Origin of the sequence: Streptomyces sp. NPDC002889 (assembly GCF_042888425.1) — a bacterium.
Lineage (GTDB): Bacteria > Actinomycetota > Actinomycetes > Streptomycetales > Streptomycetaceae > Streptomyces.
On record NZ_JBIAPT010000011.1, the window covers coordinates 36,265 to 52,842 of the forward strand.

The window sequence follows — 16,578 nt, forward strand, 5'->3', positions numbered from 1 at the left end:
TGTCCTGCGATGGCTACTGTGATCGTTCCTGTGGCGTGCCGTAGCCCCCGCCGCCCGGCGTGCTCATGACCAGGACGTCGCCCGGTCCGACGTCCACCGCGTCGACCCCGCGCAACTGGGTCACACTGCCGTCGGCGCGCTCCACATGGTTCTCGCCGAGCGAGCCGGGCTCGCCGCCCGCCATACCGTACGGCGCGATGCGACGGTGCCCGGTCAGCAGCGCGGCCGTCATCGGCTCGAGGAAGCGGATCCTGCGGACGACCCCGCAGCCGCCGCGGTGACGTCCCTGACCACCGCTGCCCTCGCGGACGGCGAAGGAGTCCACACGAACCGGATAGCGCCACTCCAGCACTTCGGGGTCGGTCAGCCGCGAGTTGGTCATATGGGTCTGTACGGCATCGGCCCCGTCGAAGTCCTCGCCCGCGCCCGCTCCGCTCGCCACGGTCTCGTAGTACTGGACACGCTCATTGCCGAAGGTCAGGTTGTTCATCGTGCCCGAGCCCTCCGCCTGTACGCCGAGGGCCGCGTACAGCGCGCCGGTGACGGCCTGCGAGGTCTCCACATTGCCCGCGACGGTAGCGGCCGGGTGGACGGGTGCGAGCATCGATCCGTCCGGGACCCGTACCTCGAGCGGCTCCAGACAGCCACTGTTCAGCGGGATGTCGTCGGCGACGAGTGTCCGGAAGACGTACAGCACCGCCGCCATCACCACGGACGTGGGCGCATTGAAGTTGCCCGGCAGCTGCGGCGAGGTTCCGGTGAAGTCGATGACGGCGCAGCGCTGTTCACGGTCCACGCGCAGCGCGACCTGGATGACCGCACCGCCGTCGGTCTCGTAGCGGTACGAGCCGTCGCTCAGCCCGGCGACGATACGGCGCACCGACTCCTCGGCGTTGTCCCGGACGTGCCTCATGTACGCCTGCACGACATCCAGGCCGAACTGATCGACCATACGGCGCAGTTCCGCGATGCCCTTCTCGTTCGCGGCGATCTGGGCGCGCAGGTCGGCGAGGTTGGTGTCGGGCGCGCGCGAGGGGTACCGGGCACCGATGAGCAACTCCCGGGTCTCCTTCTCGCGCAGCCGTCCGTCCCGTACGAGCAGCCAGTTGTCGAAGAGCACGCCCTCCTCGTCGACGGTGTGGCTGAAGGCGGGCATGGAGCCGGGTGTGACACCGCCGATCTCGGCATGGTGTCCGCGCGACGCCACAAGGAAGCGGAGCTTCTCGCCCTCGAACACGGGCGTCACCACGGTCACATCGGGCAGATGCGTGCCGCCGTGGTACGGGTCGTTGATCGCGTACACATCGCCGGGCAGCATGCGTCCCTCGTTGCGGCGCAGCACCTCCTTGATGGACTCGCCCATCGACCCGAGATGTACCGGGATGTGCGGTGCGTTGGCGATCAGATTGCCCTCGGCGTCGAACAGGGCGCAGGAGAAGTCGAGACGTTCCTTGATGTTGACGGAGTGGGCGGTGTTCTCGAGACGGACGCCCATCTGCTCGGCGATGGCCATGAAGAGGTTGTTGAAGACCTCCAGCATCACCGGGTCGACATCCGTGCCGATGGCCGCCCTTCCGGGGCGGGGCCGTACCCGCGTGAGCAGCAGATGGCCGCCGTCTCCGGCCACCGCCTGCCAGCCCGGGTCGACGACCGTGGTGGCCTCGGCCTCGGCGACGATCGCCGGGCCTTCCACCACGGCGCCGGGCCGCAGATCGCCGCGGGCGTACAGGGCGACCTCACGCCGTTCGCCGTCCACGACCATTCCGACGCGGTCGCGCGGGGCGAGCTCCCTTTCCCCCGCACTCTCCTCGACGTCCGACGCGCCGTGCTCACTCGCCGACCCGACCGCCTCGACCGAGACGGCCTCCACCACCAAGGGTTTTTCCATGGTGAACGCGTAGCGGGCGCGGTGGGCCGCCTCGAAGGCGTCCTTCATCGCCGTGGCGGTGTCGAGCGGCACCGGCAGACTCGCGTCCGTACCGGCGTAGCGGAGCAGCACCCGCGCACGGGTGCTGATCGCGGCGTCGGGGATGTCGTCGTCGCGCAGCTCGGAGCGGGTGCGTGCGGCGAGGTCGTCGCACAGGTCCTGGACGCGGCCGACGGACTGCTCGTCCAGTTCCGCCTCCACGGACTGCTCGCGCATCGCGGTCGCGTCCGCGAGCCCGATGCCGTACGCGGAGAGCACACCGGCGAGTGGTGGCACGATCACCGTGTTGACGCCGAGCGCGTCGGCGACGGCGCAGGCGTGCTGGCCGCCGGCACCGCCGAAGGCGGTGAGCGCGTAACGGGTGATGTCGTGCCCGCGCTGCACGGAGATCTTCTTGACGGCGTTCGCCATGTTGAGAACGGCGATCTCCAGGAAGCCGGCGGCGACCTGTTCGGGGGTGGACTGTGTGCCGCTCTCCTCGTGCACCCTCTTTGCGAGTTCTGTGAAGCGCTCGCGCACGGTCCCGGCGTCCAGGGGCTGGTCGCCGTCCGGCCCGAACACCGCAGGGAAGTGGGCGGCCTGCACGCGCCCGAGCATCACATTGGCGTCGGTGACGGTGAGCGGGCCACCGCGCCGGTAGCAGGCGGGGCCGGGATCGGCGCCCGCCGAGTCGGGTCCCACCCGGTAGCGGCGGCCGTCGAAGTGGAGTACGGAGCCGCCGCCGGCGGCCACGGTGTGGATGTTCATCATGGGTGCGCGCATCCGGACCCCGGCGACCTGGGTGCCGAGCTCGCGCTCGAACTCGCCCGCGTAGTGCGACACATCGGTGGACGTGCCGCCCATGTCGAAACCGATGACCCTCTCGAACCCGGCCTGTTCGGAGGTGCGGGCCATGCCCACGACGCCGCCCGCCGGGCCGGAGAGAACAGCGTCCTTGCCACGGAAGTGGGCAGCTTCCCGCAGCCCGCCGTTGGACTGCATGAACATCAGCCGGATGCCGTCGAGTTCGGATGCCACCTCGTCGACATAGCGACGCAGGATCGGTGACAGATAGGCGTCGACGACGGTGGTGTCGCCGCGCGGCACCAGCTTGATCAGCGGGCTGACCTCGTGCGAGCAGCTGACCTGGGTGAACCCGAGGGCGCGGGCCGCCTCGGCGATCAGCCGCTCGTGGTCGGGGTGGCGGTAGCCGTGCATGAGCACGACGGCGGCGCTCGTGAGTCCGTCGTCACGGGCCGCTTTCAGCCGTTCGATGACGGAGGCGAGGTCGAGCGGCCGGACTGTTTCGCCGTGCGCGTCGGTGCGTTCGGGGACCTCGACGACCCGGTCGTACACCGCCTCGGGCAGCACGATGCGGCGGTCGAAGATACGGGGACGGTTCTGGTACGCGATACGCAGCGCGTCCCGGAACCCCTCGGTGATGACGAGCACGGTCGGCTCACCGCGCCGCTCCAGCAAGGCGTTGGTGGCCACGGTCGTACCCATCTTGACGCAGGCGACCCGGTCCGCCGGCACGGGCACGTCCACGGGGGTGCCCAGCAGCATCCGGATGCCGGCGACGGCCGCGTCGCGATAGCGCTCGGGGTTGTGGGACAGGAGTTTGCGGGTGACGAGCCGGCCGTCGGGACGTCGGCCCACGATGTCGGTGAAGGTGCCGCCACGGTCGATCCAGAACTCCCAGCGCCCGCTCATTCCCCCATTGTGGCAAGGGGCACGTCCCGTGACACGACGGCGAGCGCGGACAACAGCGCATGCTCGGCGCTGCGGTCCAGCCGTGCGCTGGTGCCTCGCGCCCAGTGCTGGACCTCGACGCCGGCCAGCCGCAGCAGCTGCGGCAGCAGATCGGTGCACCGGCGCGCCATCCATCCGGTACCGGCGGTGGCGAGCCACAGCAGTGAGGCGGCGCGGGTCGGCCGGGGCTGGTCGGGTTCCGCCTCGGGCGCGGCCCCCTGGGCGAGCCCGCGTGCGGCGAGCAGTTCGTGAAACCTTCGGGCGAGCATCCGGTGCCCTCTCTCACCGGGGTGCAGCCGGTCGGCGCTCCACATGGACCGGTCGGCGACCCAGGCGTCGCCGGCGGCATGCAGATGCACGGCGTCGTAGCGGTCGGACAGGGCGTGGACGACGGCGTTGACGGCCCGCTGCCTTCTGGCCAGCGGCCGGGCGAGCGGCGCGGGCAGCCCGAACATCGCGCCGGGGTCGGGCAGGCAGGCGGTCAGCAGCACGGCGTTGCGGGCGGCAAGGGCGGAGCAGACGTTGTCGAGGCGCAGCGCGAGGTCCGCGATGTCGAAGGTACGGCGCAGGGTGTCGTTGACCCCCACGACGACGGAGGCGATGTCGGGATCGAAGGCGAGTGCCGCGGGCGTCTGCGACTCGGCGACGTCCTTGGTGAGGGCACCGCTGACGGCGAGGTTACGGAAAACGGCGGGGGCGCCGGGGCCCCCGATGCCGGCGGCGAGCAGGGCGGCCCACCCGCGCCGGCCACCGCCGACGGGGTCGCCGACGCCTTCGGTGAGCGAATCCCCGAGCGCGACGAACCGCGTCGCACGGGGTACGGCCCGGGTCCTGGCACGGAGGTTCGGGACGCCGGTGGCACCCCGCGCGTCCACCGGCGCGGGCTGCGGTCCGCCGACGGCGTCGGGCTCCGCAACCGGTCTGCCGAAGACGTCGCCGGGCTGCCGCGGCACACCGCGGGTGGGTGCGTCCGGTGGCGCCCCCGGCGGCGATGCCGCCCCCGTCACGATCTGGCCTCCGTCCCCTGGGCGCCCTCGTGGACCGGGGGTGCGTCGTGGACCGGAGATGCCTCGTGGGCCGTGAGGAACGCCGTCACCGAGCGCCTCCAGTCGAAGAGTTCCGCCCGGGCACGGGCCGCCTCGCGGCGCAGCGGTTCGGGGCGGGACAGGAGGTCCTGAACCGCCGTGGCAAAGTCCGCGCCGGTGTCCGCCGCCGCCGCGCCCGCGTCGCCCACGACTTCCGGGAGCGCCGACGAGGCACTCGCGACGACGGGGGTACCGCAGGCCAGGGCCTCCAGGGCGGACAGGCCAAACGTTTCCGCCGGGCCCGGCGCCAGGCACAGGTCCGCCGCCGCCTGGAGGTCCGCGACCGACTCGCGGTCGGCGACGTACCCCAGGAACTCGACCGGCAGCCGCTGCGTCGTGGCCCTGCGCATCAGCGAGCTCCTCAGGGGCCCGTCGCCCGCGACGACCAGGTTCGCCCGCACGCCTCGCTCCCGCAGCGCGGCCAGCGCGTCGAGGGCCGTGCCGGGCCGCTTCTCCACCGAGAGACGGGAGCACAGCAGCAGCAACACATCGGCCCCGGCCGCGTACTGGGAACGCAGCACGGTGCTGCGCCGTCCGGGCCGGCACCGTTCGAGGTCCACGCCGAGCGGGGCCCGCACCACATTGCGCGCCCCGATCCGTACGAACTCGCGCTCCGCCCACTCCGTCGTGCACACGATGCGCGAGTACGCCCATGCGCTGCGGCGGTTGAGCCGGTCCGACGCCTTGGCCGCGAACGACTCGGACAGCCCCCAGGTGCGCAGCACCCCGTCGGCCGTCTCGTGCGACACCATCACCGAGGGGATCCTGCGGCGGCGCGCCCATTCGCCGGTCCACCGCAGGGTGGTGCGGTCGGAGACCTCGAGCCGATCGGGTGCCAGTTCCTCAAGCAGCCGGTGCAGCCGCCGGCGGCCGGCCAGCACCCGGTAGCCGCCGGTGCCGGGCAGCTCGGGGCCCGGCAGGGTGATCACCCGTCCCTGGAAGGTCATCCGGTCGCTCTCGGTCTCGCCCGGCACGACGAGCACGGGCTCGTGCCCGGCCGCCCGGTACCCCCTGCCGAGTTCGCCGAGTGCGGTACGCAGTCCGCCGGACGACGGGGTGACGAAGTTCGCCAGCCGTACGATGCGCAGTCCGCTCATGCCGCCACCGCCGTACGCGTGCCGAGCACATCGGCGTAGTGGTCGAGCAGCATGTCCCCGACCGCTGCCCAGGTGCGTCCCTCGACGGCCGCGCGACCGGCACGCCCGTAGGCATCGCGCAGCCCGGGATCGGCCGCGAGCCGCGCGACGGCGGTCGTCACCGCGTCCACGTCGTGCGGCCGGACCAGGAGTCCGGTGCGCCCGTGGTGGACGAGGTCCAGAGGACCGCCGGCCGCCGGCGCGATCACCGGCACCCCGCTGGCCATGGCCTCCTGCACGGTCTGGCAGAAGGTCTCGTACGGGCCGGTGTGTGCGAACACGTCCAGCGAGGCGAAGATGCGGGCGAGGTCGTCGCCGATACGGCGGCCGAGGAAGACCGCTCCGGGCAGCGCGCCGCGCAGGGACGGCTCGCTCGGTCCGTCGCCGACGATCACGACCCGTACGCCGGGCATCGAGCAGGCCCCGGCGAGGTTCTCGACCTGCTTCTCGGGGGCGAGCCGGCCGACGTATCCGACGATGAGCTGCCCGTCGGGCGCGAGTTCGCGCCGTAGTGCCTCGTCCCTCAGCTCGGGCCGGAAGCGGGTGGTCTCCACTCCGCGCGGCCACAGCCGCACCCGCTCCACTCCGTGTTCCTCCAGGTCCCGCAGGGCGGCGGAGGACGGTGCGAGTGTGCGGTCGGCGGCGCTGTGCACGGCGCGGATCCGGCGCCAGGCGGCGCCTTCGCCCGCGCCGACGTAGGTGCGGGCGTAGCCGGCCAGATCGGTCTGGTAGACGGCGACGGCGGGCAGGCCCAGCCTGGCGGCGGCCGCCATACCCCGCACCCCGAGAACGAAGGGGCTGGCGAGATGGACGAGGTCGGCCCGGTGAGCGGTGATCGCCGCGGCGACCCGGCGGCTGGGCAGGGCCACCCGTACCTGGGGATAGCCGGGCAGGGGCAGGGACGGGACGCGCACGACCGGGCACGGTGCCCCCGGTTCGGCGCCGTCGGCCCCGGCCGCGGCCGGGGCGATGACGAGCGGTTCATGACCGCGTACGGCGAGATGCCGCGCGGTCTGCAGGGCGCAGTGCGCCACACCATTGACGTCGGGCGGAAAGGACTCGGTGACGATGACGACACGCATACTCGTGTTGTCCTCGCGCCCGGGGTGGCTGGCCCAACGTGGATCTTTCCGGCCGTGGAACGTCCCATGAGCGTTTGTGGGCGGCGGCCTGCCCGGGCGCCAGAGGGTCACGCCGCCGTCACATGGTCCTCACTCCGCGATCACATGGCGGTCGTGTCCGGGCCCATCCTGCTGCGCACGGCCGTCTGCACCTCGACCTCCTCGGCCGGGTCGGCGGCCAGCCTGCGCAGCCGCTCTGCGACGCGCACATCACCGGTCTCGGCGTGCAGCGCGGCGACTTCCCTGGTGGTCTCCTCGCAGTCCCACAGGCATTCGACGGCGAATCCGGTGGCGAAGGAGGTGTCGGTGGCGGCGAGGGCGCGGGCCGCCCGACCACGCAACTGCGAGGAGGCCGTCTCCCGGTACACATGGCGCAGTACGGGAGCGGCGCAGGCGATACCGAGGCGGCCGGCGCCATCGACGAGGTCCCACAGCAGCGGTGCGTCGGGCCCGTCGGCACGTACGGTCTCGCGCAGCGCGCCGAGGACGAGCGCCGCGTCGCTCGCGCCGCCGCGGCAGGCGAGCACACCTGCGGCGGACGCGCCGAGTGCGTCGGGGCGGTGCACCCAGCCGCGGGCCCTGTCGACGGCCTCCTCGCCGCACATCCGCTCGAACGCGGCGACGGCGGCCTCGGCGACGGTGCTCGACATGTCACCCACGGCGGCCTCGATCAGATCCAGGACGACGGGGTCGCGGGACTCGGCGAGATAGTGCAGGGCGGCGCAGCGCGCGCCGTCGGAGCCGTTGCGGGCCGCTTCGACGATGGCAGGCCGGTCGTCGGGACCGGCCACGGCCGAAAGGCAGCGCGCGGCCGGCACATGGAGGGCGCTGCCGCGCTCGAGGCCCTCCTGTGCCCAGTCGAGGACGGCTTGGACGCTCCAGCCCGGGCGCGGCCCGGACGGCCGCATCTGCCGCTGCCACCGGTCGAAGGAGCCGGCTTCCCGGGCGGCGCGGATCCGGGCGCCGATGGTCTCGCGTGCGTCCTCGGCCCACAGCCGCCACGGCCGGGGTTCGAACGCGTCCCGTACGGTGGCGGCCAGTTCGGCGTCGCCCTCGGGGGTGGCGGGGAATCTGGCGAGGACCGGGGCGGCGAGCGCGCGCAGTCCCGCGTCGTTGTCGCGCAGGGCGAGCTCGTCGAGCGCCCAGGCCCAGTTGGCACCGCTCGCGGCATACCTGCGCAGCAGTGCCAGGGCGTCGCCGCGGCCGTAGGACGCCAGGTGTCCGAGCACCGCGAGCGCGAGGCCGGTCCTGGACTCGTCGGTGTCGATGTGGTCGTCGGTGTCGAAGAGGTGCCGCTCGATCTCCTCCAGTGAGCTGTGGAGATCGAGGTAGAGGCGCGCGTAGTACAGGGAGCGGTTCTCGACCTGCCAGTCGTGGCGGGGATCGTTCAGGACGCAGTGGTTGAGGGCTGCGAGCGCTTCGGCCCGCGGCGCGGCAAGCGCGTGCAGGGTGCCGTCGCCGCGGCCCCTCTGCAGCAGGCCGAGCAGGGTGCCGCTCGGCGCTATGACTGGATCGAACATGGAAAGTGCCTCACATCAAGCTGTCGACGCAACCGGGGAGTGGAATGCCTAGGCCGCGCAGCAGCATGTGGGGCCGCCCGTCGTCTTACGCGTCTTCCGCTTGGTGTAGACCATCTTCCTCTGCCTCTCATCGGTGGCCCCAGGGGAACTCCCGGATGACGTCCGGGATAGGGCTCGTCGTCATGATGACCCACCCATTTCGCCACCGCGACCACATTTAAGACGCTCTCTCGGTGGTCATGGAGCAGCAGGTCATGAGCGGCCCGACATTCGCTCGGCGCACCGGTGGCGCGCGTTCCGCTACCGCTCAGCGGCCGTCGAACAACTCCAGAAGATCGGTCTTCCCAAACATCCGGGCGGTATCCGCCGCGGACGGGGTGCCTGCCTGTGGATCGGCGCCGCCGGCCAGCAGTGCGCGGATGACGGCGTCCTCCGACTTGAACACCGCGCCGGCGAGCGGGGTCTGGCCGCGGTCGTTGGCACGGTCCGGCTCGGCGCCGCGGGCGATGAGCGCCTCCACGGTGGCGGCGTGCCCGTGATAGGCGGCGAGCATGATCAGGGTGTCGCCCCTGTCATTGGTGAGGTTGGCCGGGACGCCCGCGTCGAGATACGCGGCGAGTGTCTCGGTCTCCCCCTGGCGCGCCAGGTCGAAGACCTTGGTCGCGAGCTCGATCACCTCGGAGTCCGGGACCTCACTCATCGTGCGGACCGCCTTTCACCACGTTGACCTGGGACGCACGGCAAGAGCAGCCGTACGAGTGAACCGACAGGGTACTGCCCGAGGGCCGACATGAGGCGGCCCGGCGAGGGCAAGGGATCACACCGGGACCGCGGCACGGGAAGCACTGTGCCGTGGGGTCGCGTGCCGCGCCCTTTGATCAATGACCTGCCGTCCGCCAGCGCAGTGAAAACCTGAGAATTTCACTCATTTGCACCTTTTAACACATAGATACCACCCGGAAGCATGGAAGAACTCATGGTGACTGTCCCCTCACCCAGGAGGAATCTCATGATTCTGTCCATGTCAGGCGTCGTACTGCTCGGCATCATCGTCTTCCTGTTCTTCAGGAAGGACGGGCTCAAGGCGTCCCACGCCTGCGTCTCCGCGCTCTTCGGCTTCTTCCTCGCGGGCACCGCGATCGCTCCGAGCATCACGGCAGGCACGACGAGCCTCGCCGGGCTGCTGGGCGGGATCAAGTTCTGACCGCCCCCGACCCCCGTCAGCTCAGCACCTTCAGGAGACCGATGTGGCCCGGCGACCACTCCCCCGCATTCTGAGCAGCGGCAGCGCGCAGATCACCCGCAGTCGCGAGATCGCGCGCACGGCCGCCGAAAGCGCCACGGACGTACTCCATCCACTGATCACGATCACCCGTGGTCTGCGGCAACTGGCCACCACGGCCCGCCACAAGTGGGTCCGGACGCCCAAGGAGCGGCGTGGGCCCGCGCTGTTCGTCGTCGCGGCCGGCGTCCTGGCGGTCGCGCTCATCCCGTACGGGCCGCTGCTGGCCCTGATCACGGTGATGGCCGCGGCCGCCTGGAAGGGACGGCTACGGACCCCGGTCGAAACGGGGCCCGACGAGGCGGAGGCACGGCGGCTCCAGGCCGTGTACGAGGCGCTGGTGCCCTACTTCTCGGTTTCCGAGGACCCCGCTCCGGTGTTCGCCCACGGCGGGGAGTGGACCAAGGCGTTCAGCGAGTACGAGTTCGACGGCAACGGGCGGATCAGCCGGCTGCGGGTGAAGTACCCCGCCTACTTCACCGATGCCGAGGCCGAATCCCGGACCCGGATCGAGCACCTGCTGCACGCGAAGTCCGGGCGCGGCCGCGAGTACCTCTTCAGCTGGGACGAGGAGGGCAACCAGTTGGTGATGAGCGTGCTGCCGGCGCTGCCCACCTCCATCGCCGCCCAGCGTTTCGTCACCGTCCCCGGCGAGACCGTGCTCGGCTTCACCGACGACGGCGCGGTGCAGCGCACCGTGCCGGTCGCCCAGGGTGCACGGACCGGCAACGCCCCGCCGGTCATCTGGCGCACCGGGCCCCGCTCGACGGAACCGCACCTGCTGGTGGTCGGCGAGCCCGGCAGCGGCACCACCACACTCCTGCGCTCGATCGCGTTGCAGGCCCTCCAGCACGGAGACGTACTGATCATGGAGGGCAGCGGGACGGGCGAGTACGCGTGCCTGACCGGGCGCCCCGGCGTCCTCGCCGTCGAGTGCGGTCTCGATGGCGCGCTGACCAGCCTGGAGTGGGCCTCGAAGGAGACCGAGCGGCGGCTGATCGCCTCCAACCGGGCCCGCCAGGCAGGTCATGCCCCGCCCGACGACACCAAGCGGCCGCTGTGGATCCTGCTCGACCGGCCGAGCGTCCTCGGCCACCTGGCCGCCGCGGACGGCCGCACCGACCCGCAGGAGCTGCTCCAGGTGCCGCTGCGGCACGGACGCGCCGCCCACGTCACGGTGGTGGTGGCGGAGCAGTTCGACAGCGTGGACGCACTCGCCGACCCGGTATGGACCCACACGCGGGCCCGGGTCGTGCTGGGCCCCGCGGACTTCGACCGCATCGAGTCGGTGCTCGGCGTCCAGCCGCACACGACACCGACCTCGCAGGTGCCACCCGGCCGGGGTTATGCCCGGCTCGGCACGGGCCCCGTTCTCAGACTGCAGGTTCCGGCGACCCCCGACCCGTACGACGAGGCCACGACCGAGGCGCACCGCCAGGCGGTCCTGGATCTCCTCCCGGCCCACCCCGACCGCACCGCCGCGGCCGCGGCGCCGGTCCCCCAGGAACCGGCCCCGGCGGCAGCCGTTGCCCCGCCCCCGGCTCCGACGCCGTCCGTGACCCCGGTCCCTGCGGAGGGCTGACCCGGGAGCTGCAGCGAGTCCCGTCAGGCCACGAACGTGCGGGGCGCCTCGGTGCCCGTGGACGCTCCCGTCTGCACCAGACGGGCCGCAGCGGCCAGACGTGCCGCCGCCTCCTCGGCGACCGGGCCACCGACCGTGAACGGCAGGCGCACATAGCCCTCGAATGCCCCGTCGACCCCGAAGCGCGGCCCCGACGGCACCCGCACTCCCACCCGCTCGCCGACCTCCGCGAGCCGGGAGCCGGACAGGCCGCCGGTACGGACCCAGAGCGTCAGACCGCCCCGGGGAACGTCGAATTCCCACTCAGGGAGCTCCCTGCGCAGCGCGACGACCAGCGCGTCCCGGTTCTCGCGCGCCTGGCTGCGTCTCAGCGCGACCGCTTCCTCCCAGCCCCGCGTGCGCATCAGCCAGTTGACGGCCAGCTGCTCCAGGACCGGCGTGCCCAGGTCGGCGTACGCGCGGGCCGCGACCAGTGAGCGGATCACGTCCGGGGCGGCGCGCACCCAGCCGATGCGCATGCCCGCCCAGAAGGCCTTGCTGGCGGAGCCGACGGTGAGCACGGTGGAGCCTGCCGGGTCGAAGGCGCAGACCGGCCGGGGCATGCCGGTGCCGCCGTCGAGATGGAGCTCGGTCATGGTCTCGTCGACGACGAGGACCGTTCCGGCCGAGCGGGCCGCATCCACGAGGTGGCGCCGCTGGTCCTCGTCGGCGAGCGCACCGGTGGGGTTGTGGAAGTCGGCGACGACATAGGCGAGCCGCGGCGCCGCGTCGCGCAGAACCTGACGCCAGCGGCCCATGTCCCAGCCGGTCAGTCCCTCGGCCATGGCCACGGGCACCAGGCGCGCCCCTGCCTCCCGCATCAGCTGGAGGATGTTGGCGTAGGAGGGGGATTCCACCGCGACGCGCTCGCCCCGTCCGGCGAACAGATGGCAGATGGCGTCCATCGCGCCCATGGCCCCGGTGGTGACCATGATCTGTTCGGGCATGGTGGGGATGCCGCGCTCGGTGTAGCGATCGGCGAGCATCTGGCGCAGCGCGGGCAGACCGGCGGGGTAGTCGCCGTGGGTGTGGGCGTACGGAGGCAGTTCCTCCAGAGCGCCCTGGAAGGCCCGGGTCAGCCAGGGCTCGGGCGCGGGCAGCGCCGCGCAGCCGAGGTCGATCATGGAACCGAGGGACTCGGGCGGCAGCGGTTCGAGGCCGCGCGCCGGGAGCGGGTTGCCCGCGGGGACGGCGGTCCAGCTGCCCGCTCCTCTGCGGGACTCCAGGAAGCCTTCGGCACGCAGCGCCTCGTAGGCCGCGGCGACGGTCGTACGGCTGACCGACAGCGCCAGGGCGAGTTCGCGCTCGGCGGGCAGCCGGGCCGCGACCGGGACCCGGCCTTCGAGGACGAGCAGCCGGACGCCGTCGGCGAGCGCCCGGTACGCGGGCGGCTTGCGGGTGCCGGGTCCGGCGGGACGCGGCTGCTGCGCGGTGAGCTGTCGGGCGAGCTGCGCCGCCCCTACCGCCGAGGTCCACTGCGACATGGAAGTCAGTCCACCTTCCTGAAATTGGCCATGGTTGGCATCCATTCCATAGCCACAGAGTGTCATGCGTCAGTCCACTATCACCACTGGGGGCCCTTGTGTCTGCGCATCTCACTCGCCGATTCCTGCAGTTGTACGGAGGGCTGGCGCTCTACGGGGCGAGCTCGGCGCTCCTCGTACGCGCCGGGCTCGGTCTCGAGCCGTGGGGTGTGCTGCATCAGGGGCTGGCGGAGCGTACCGGTCTCACGATCGGCGTGGTGTCGATCATCGTCGGCGCGCTGGTGCTCCTCGCGTGGATCCCGATCCGGGAACGACCTGGACTCGGCACGATCTCCAATGTGTTCGCGATCGGTCTCGCGATCGACGCCACGCTGGCTCTGGTCCCTCAGGTGCACGGGCTCGGGACGCGGATCGCGCTGATGGTCGCGGGCATCGTGCTGAACGGTGCGGCGACCGGTCTCTACATCTCGGCGCGCTTCGGCGCGGGGCCGCGGGACGGTCTGATGACGGGGCTGCACCGCCTCACGGGCCGCTCGATCCGGGTGGTGCGCACCGCTATCGAGGTCGTGGTGGTCGCCGGCGGCTGGGCCCTCGGCGGCACCGCGGGCCTCGGCACGGTCGCGTACGCGCTGGCGATAGGACCGCTCGCTCAGCTGTTCCTGAGGCTTTTCGCCATCCCCGGGACGAGCGGTGGCACCACCGTCGTCGCCGGCGGGACACCGAATCGAGCGATACTTCGGCCGTGACTCGCGTACTCCACCCCTACCTGGACCACCCGGCCCCGCTCGCCTTCGCCCATCGCGGCGGAGCGGCGGACGGCCTGGAGAACACCGCGGCCGCCTTCCGGCGGGCCGCCGATGCCGGCTACCGCTACTTCGAGACCGACGTCCACACCACCGCGGACGGCCGGCTGGTCGCCTTCCACGACGACACACTGGACCGGGTCACCGACGCGAAGGGGCGCATAGCCGACCTGCCGTGGAGCGAGGTGCAGCGGGCCAGGGTCGGGGGCAGGGAACCGCTGGCGCTGTTCGAGGAGCTGCTGGAGGAGTTCCCGAAGGCCCGCTGGAACGTGGATCTGAAGGTCGATTCGGCGCTGGTGCCGCTCGTCGAGCTGATCCGCCGCACCGACGCCTGGGACCGCGTGTGCATCGGCTCGTTCTCGGAGAACCGGGTCGCGCGGGCGAAGCGGCTCGCCGGTCCGCGGCTGGCGACGTCGTACGGCGTGCGGGGTGTGCTCGCCCTGCGCCTGCGCTCCTACGGGATCCCCGCGGCGCTGCGCAGCGGCGCGGTGTGCGCCCAGGTGCCCGAGACGCAGAGCGGCATCCGCGTGGTGGACCGGCGCTTCGTACGGGCGGCCCACGAAAGGGGGCTCCAGGTCCATGTCTGGACGGTGAACGAGGCCGACAGGATGGCGGCGCTCCTGGACCTTGGCGTGGATGGCATCATGACCGATCATCTGGAGACGTTGCGCACGGTAATGACCGACCGGGGAGTATGGGTCTGAAGCCCGCGCGCGTCTGCCACAGCACGAGCGAGGGGGCGCGGATGACTGCGGGCACCGCGGATCGCACCGACGGGACGGACGAACGCAGACGCGAGCAACGCGGCTGGTACTTCTACGACTTCGCGTGCTCGGTGTACTCGACGAGCGTCCTGACCGTCTTCCTGGGTCCGTATCTGACGTCGGTGGCCGAGGCCGCGGCGGACGGCGACGGGTTCGTACATCCCCTGGGCATTCCGGTGCGGGCGGGGTCCCTCTTCGCATACGCGGTGTCGGTGTCGGTGGTGGTCGCGGTGCTGGTGATGCCGCTCGCGGGCGCCGCCGCGGACCGTACGGGCCGCAAGAAGCCGCTGCTGGCGCTCGCCGCGTACCTGGGCGCGGCGGCGACCACCGGGATGTTCCTCCTGGACGGCGACCGGTACCTGCTGGGCGCTTTCCTGCTGATCGTCGCCAATGCCTCACTGTCGGTGTCGATGGTCCTCTACAACGCCTATCTGCCGCAGATAGCCGAGCCGGACGAACGGGACGCGGTGTCGTCCAGGGGCTGGGCCTTCGGCTACACCTCGGGCGCCCTCGTCCTGGTGCTGAACCTGGTCGTCTACTCGGGGCACGAGTCCTTCGGCCTGTCCGAGGGCGAGGCGGTCCGGATCTGTCTGGCGTCGGCGGGTCTGTGGTGGGGAGCCTTCACGCTGATCCCGCTGCGCAGGCTGCGCGACCGGCGGGTGGCACCGAGCGGTGAGGGCGCGGTCGGTTCGGGCTGGCGGCAGCTGACGGCAACGCTGCGGGACATGCGCAGGCATCCTCTGACGCTGTCGTTCCTGCTGGCGTATCTCATCTACAACGACGGCGTGCAGACGGTGATCTCGCAGGCCTCGATCTACGGTTCGAAGGAGCTGGGCCTGGACCAGACGACGCTGATCATCGCGGTGCTGCTCGTGCAGGTACTGGCGGTGGCGGGCGCGCTGGGCATGGGCCGACTGGCCAGGACCTACGGTGCGCAGCGGACGATCCTCGGCTCACTGGCCGTCTGGACGCTGATCCTTGCGGCGGGCTACTTCCTGCCGGCGCACGCTCCGGTGTGGTTCTTCGCCCTGGCGGCGGCGATCGGCCTGGTGCTGGGCGGGAGTCAGGCGCTGTCGCGGTCGCTGTTCTCACATCTGGTGCCGCGCGGCAAGGAGGCGGAGTACTTCTCGGCCTACGAGATGAGCGACCGCGGGCTGAGCTGGCTCGGTCCGCTCGTCTTCGGTTTGGCGTATCAGATGTCGGGCAGCTACCGGGACGCCATCATCTCCTTGGTGATCTTCTTCGCGCTGGGATTCGTGCTGCTGGCACGGGTGCCGGTGCGCCGGGCAGTGGCCGCCGCGGGCAACCCGGTTCCGGAGCGGATTTAGACGTTGAAGTGAAAGGCCGGTAGTGTACGCCTTTGGCCTGCCAGGCGGACCGTTACTGCGTGCGGAAGAAGTGAAATCACTGGGTGACACTTTCTGTCAGATGTGACAAACCGGGCACTGGTGGGTACCCCAAGCAATGGGAAAGCAGCGGCACGACGGGCGACGCATGACCCGGAACGGGAATCTTTACCGCCGACCGGACGTTGACCGGATGACGACGACAGCGACACCTGTCCTGTGGGCGACAAAGCCCGGGAGGCACGATTCATGAGTGAGCGAGCTCTCCGCGGCACGCGACTTGTGGTTACCAGCTACGAGACGGACCGCGGCATCGATCTGGCCCCGCGCCAGGCGGTGGAGTACGCATGCCAGAACGGACATCGTTTTGAGATGCCGTTCTCGGTCGAGGCGGAAATTCCGCCGGAGTGGGAGTGCAAGGCGTGCGGCGCCCAGGCACTCCTGGTGGACGGGGATGGCCCCGAGGAGAAGAAGGGCAAGCCGGCGCGTACGCACTGGGACATGCTCATGGAGCGGCGTACCCGCGAGGAGCTCGAGGAGGTGCTGGCCGAGCGGCTGGCGGTCCTGCGCTCCGGTGCCATGAACATCGCTGTGCACCCACGCGACAGCCGGAAGTCCGCCTGATCGCACAGCCACAGCTGCAGAGCTGAGAAACAAGAGCCGCGGGGGGGGGGCCCCCGGGGGGGGGGGGGGGCCCCGGGGGGGGGGGGGGGGGGGGTTGGCGCCGGCGTGGTGGGGGGGGGGGGGGGCGCCGCCCC

General features: G+C 71.6%; 13 protein-coding genes. 6 read left to right on the forward strand and 7 right to left on the reverse strand.

All coding sequences use genetic code 11. From position 1 onward, the window contains the following. Window positions 1–13: 13 nt before the first annotated feature. From ACFYWI_RS18020 to ACFYWI_RS18045, 6 genes are all read right to left on the reverse strand, one after another. Window positions 14–3,619 (reverse strand): hydantoinase B/oxoprolinase family protein, encoded by a 3,606-nt coding sequence (locus ACFYWI_RS18020; RefSeq protein WP_389232736.1) that lies wholly within the window; start codon window positions 3,617–3,619, stop codon window positions 14–16. Beyond that, a complete protein-coding gene (locus ACFYWI_RS18025; protein ID WP_389233433.1) occupies window positions 3,616–4,533 on the reverse strand; it encodes an SGNH/GDSL hydrolase family protein in 918 nt (305 codons plus the stop codon). The genes ACFYWI_RS18020 and ACFYWI_RS18025 overlap by 4 nt, the downstream gene beginning before the upstream one ends. Window positions 4,534–4,661: 128 nt before the next feature. Continuing rightward, window positions 4,662–5,840 carry a glycosyltransferase gene (locus ACFYWI_RS18030; RefSeq protein WP_389232739.1) on the reverse strand — a complete coding sequence of 393 codons (1,179 nt, stop codon included), beginning with the start codon at window positions 5,838–5,840 and terminating at the stop codon, window positions 4,662–4,664. Then, window positions 5,837–6,961, reverse strand: a complete 1,125-nt coding sequence (locus ACFYWI_RS18035; RefSeq protein WP_389232741.1) for a glycosyltransferase family 4 protein — start codon at window positions 6,959–6,961, stop codon at window positions 5,837–5,839. The genes ACFYWI_RS18030 and ACFYWI_RS18035 overlap by 4 nt, the downstream gene beginning before the upstream one ends. A 140-nt stretch (window positions 6,962–7,101) precedes the next feature. Beyond that, window positions 7,102–8,520, reverse strand: a complete 1,419-nt coding sequence (locus ACFYWI_RS18040; protein ID WP_389232744.1) for a HEAT repeat domain-containing protein — start codon at window positions 8,518–8,520, stop codon at window positions 7,102–7,104. Between the two features lie 307 nt (window positions 8,521–8,827). After that, on the reverse strand, window positions 8,828–9,220 hold the full coding sequence (locus ACFYWI_RS18045; RefSeq protein ID WP_389232747.1) for an ankyrin repeat domain-containing protein: 393 nt from the start codon (window positions 9,218–9,220) through the stop codon (window positions 8,828–8,830). Window positions 9,221–9,529: 309 nt separating this feature from the next. Between ACFYWI_RS18045 and ACFYWI_RS18050 the strand changes: the two genes are divergently transcribed. Both ACFYWI_RS18050 and ACFYWI_RS18055 read left to right on the forward strand, forming a co-directional pair. Then, window positions 9,530–9,724: a hypothetical protein gene (locus ACFYWI_RS18050; protein ID WP_389232750.1), complete on the forward strand. Its 195-nt coding sequence runs from the start codon at window positions 9,530–9,532 to the stop codon at window positions 9,722–9,724. Between the two features lie 43 nt (window positions 9,725–9,767). Next, window positions 9,768–11,384 (forward strand): hypothetical protein, encoded by a 1,617-nt coding sequence (locus ACFYWI_RS18055; RefSeq protein WP_389232753.1) that lies wholly within the window; start codon window positions 9,768–9,770, stop codon window positions 11,382–11,384. 23 nt (window positions 11,385–11,407) lie between these two features. Here the strand turns inward: ACFYWI_RS18055 and ACFYWI_RS18060 are convergent, their stop codons facing one another. Next, window positions 11,408–12,907, reverse strand: coding sequence for a PLP-dependent aminotransferase family protein (locus ACFYWI_RS18060; RefSeq protein WP_389232756.1), 1,500 nt, complete (start codon window positions 12,905–12,907; stop codon window positions 11,408–11,410). Window positions 12,908–13,005: 98 nt separating this feature from the next. Here ACFYWI_RS18060 and ACFYWI_RS18065 point away from each other — a divergent pair, with 98 nt between their 5' ends. From ACFYWI_RS18065 to ACFYWI_RS18080, 4 genes are all read left to right on the forward strand, one after another. Continuing rightward, window positions 13,006–13,653 carry a YitT family protein gene (locus ACFYWI_RS18065; RefSeq protein WP_389232759.1) on the forward strand — a complete coding sequence of 216 codons (648 nt, stop codon included), beginning with the start codon at window positions 13,006–13,008 and terminating at the stop codon, window positions 13,651–13,653. Then, complete coding sequence (locus ACFYWI_RS18070) at window positions 13,650–14,414, forward strand: glycerophosphodiester phosphodiesterase family protein (RefSeq protein WP_389232762.1); 765 nt, start codon at window positions 13,650–13,652, stop codon at window positions 14,412–14,414. Before ACFYWI_RS18065 ends, ACFYWI_RS18070 begins: the two co-directional genes overlap by 4 nt. A gap of 41 nt (window positions 14,415–14,455) precedes the next feature. Next, window positions 14,456–15,802 (forward strand): MFS transporter, encoded by a 1,347-nt coding sequence (locus ACFYWI_RS18075; protein WP_389232765.1) that lies wholly within the window; start codon window positions 14,456–14,458, stop codon window positions 15,800–15,802. A 267-nt stretch (window positions 15,803–16,069) separates the two neighbouring features. After that, a complete protein-coding gene (locus ACFYWI_RS18080) occupies window positions 16,070–16,444 on the forward strand; it encodes an RNA polymerase-binding protein RbpA (protein ID WP_003959706.1) in 375 nt (124 codons plus the stop codon). The last annotated feature ends 134 nt before the right edge of the window (window positions 16,445–16,578 follow it).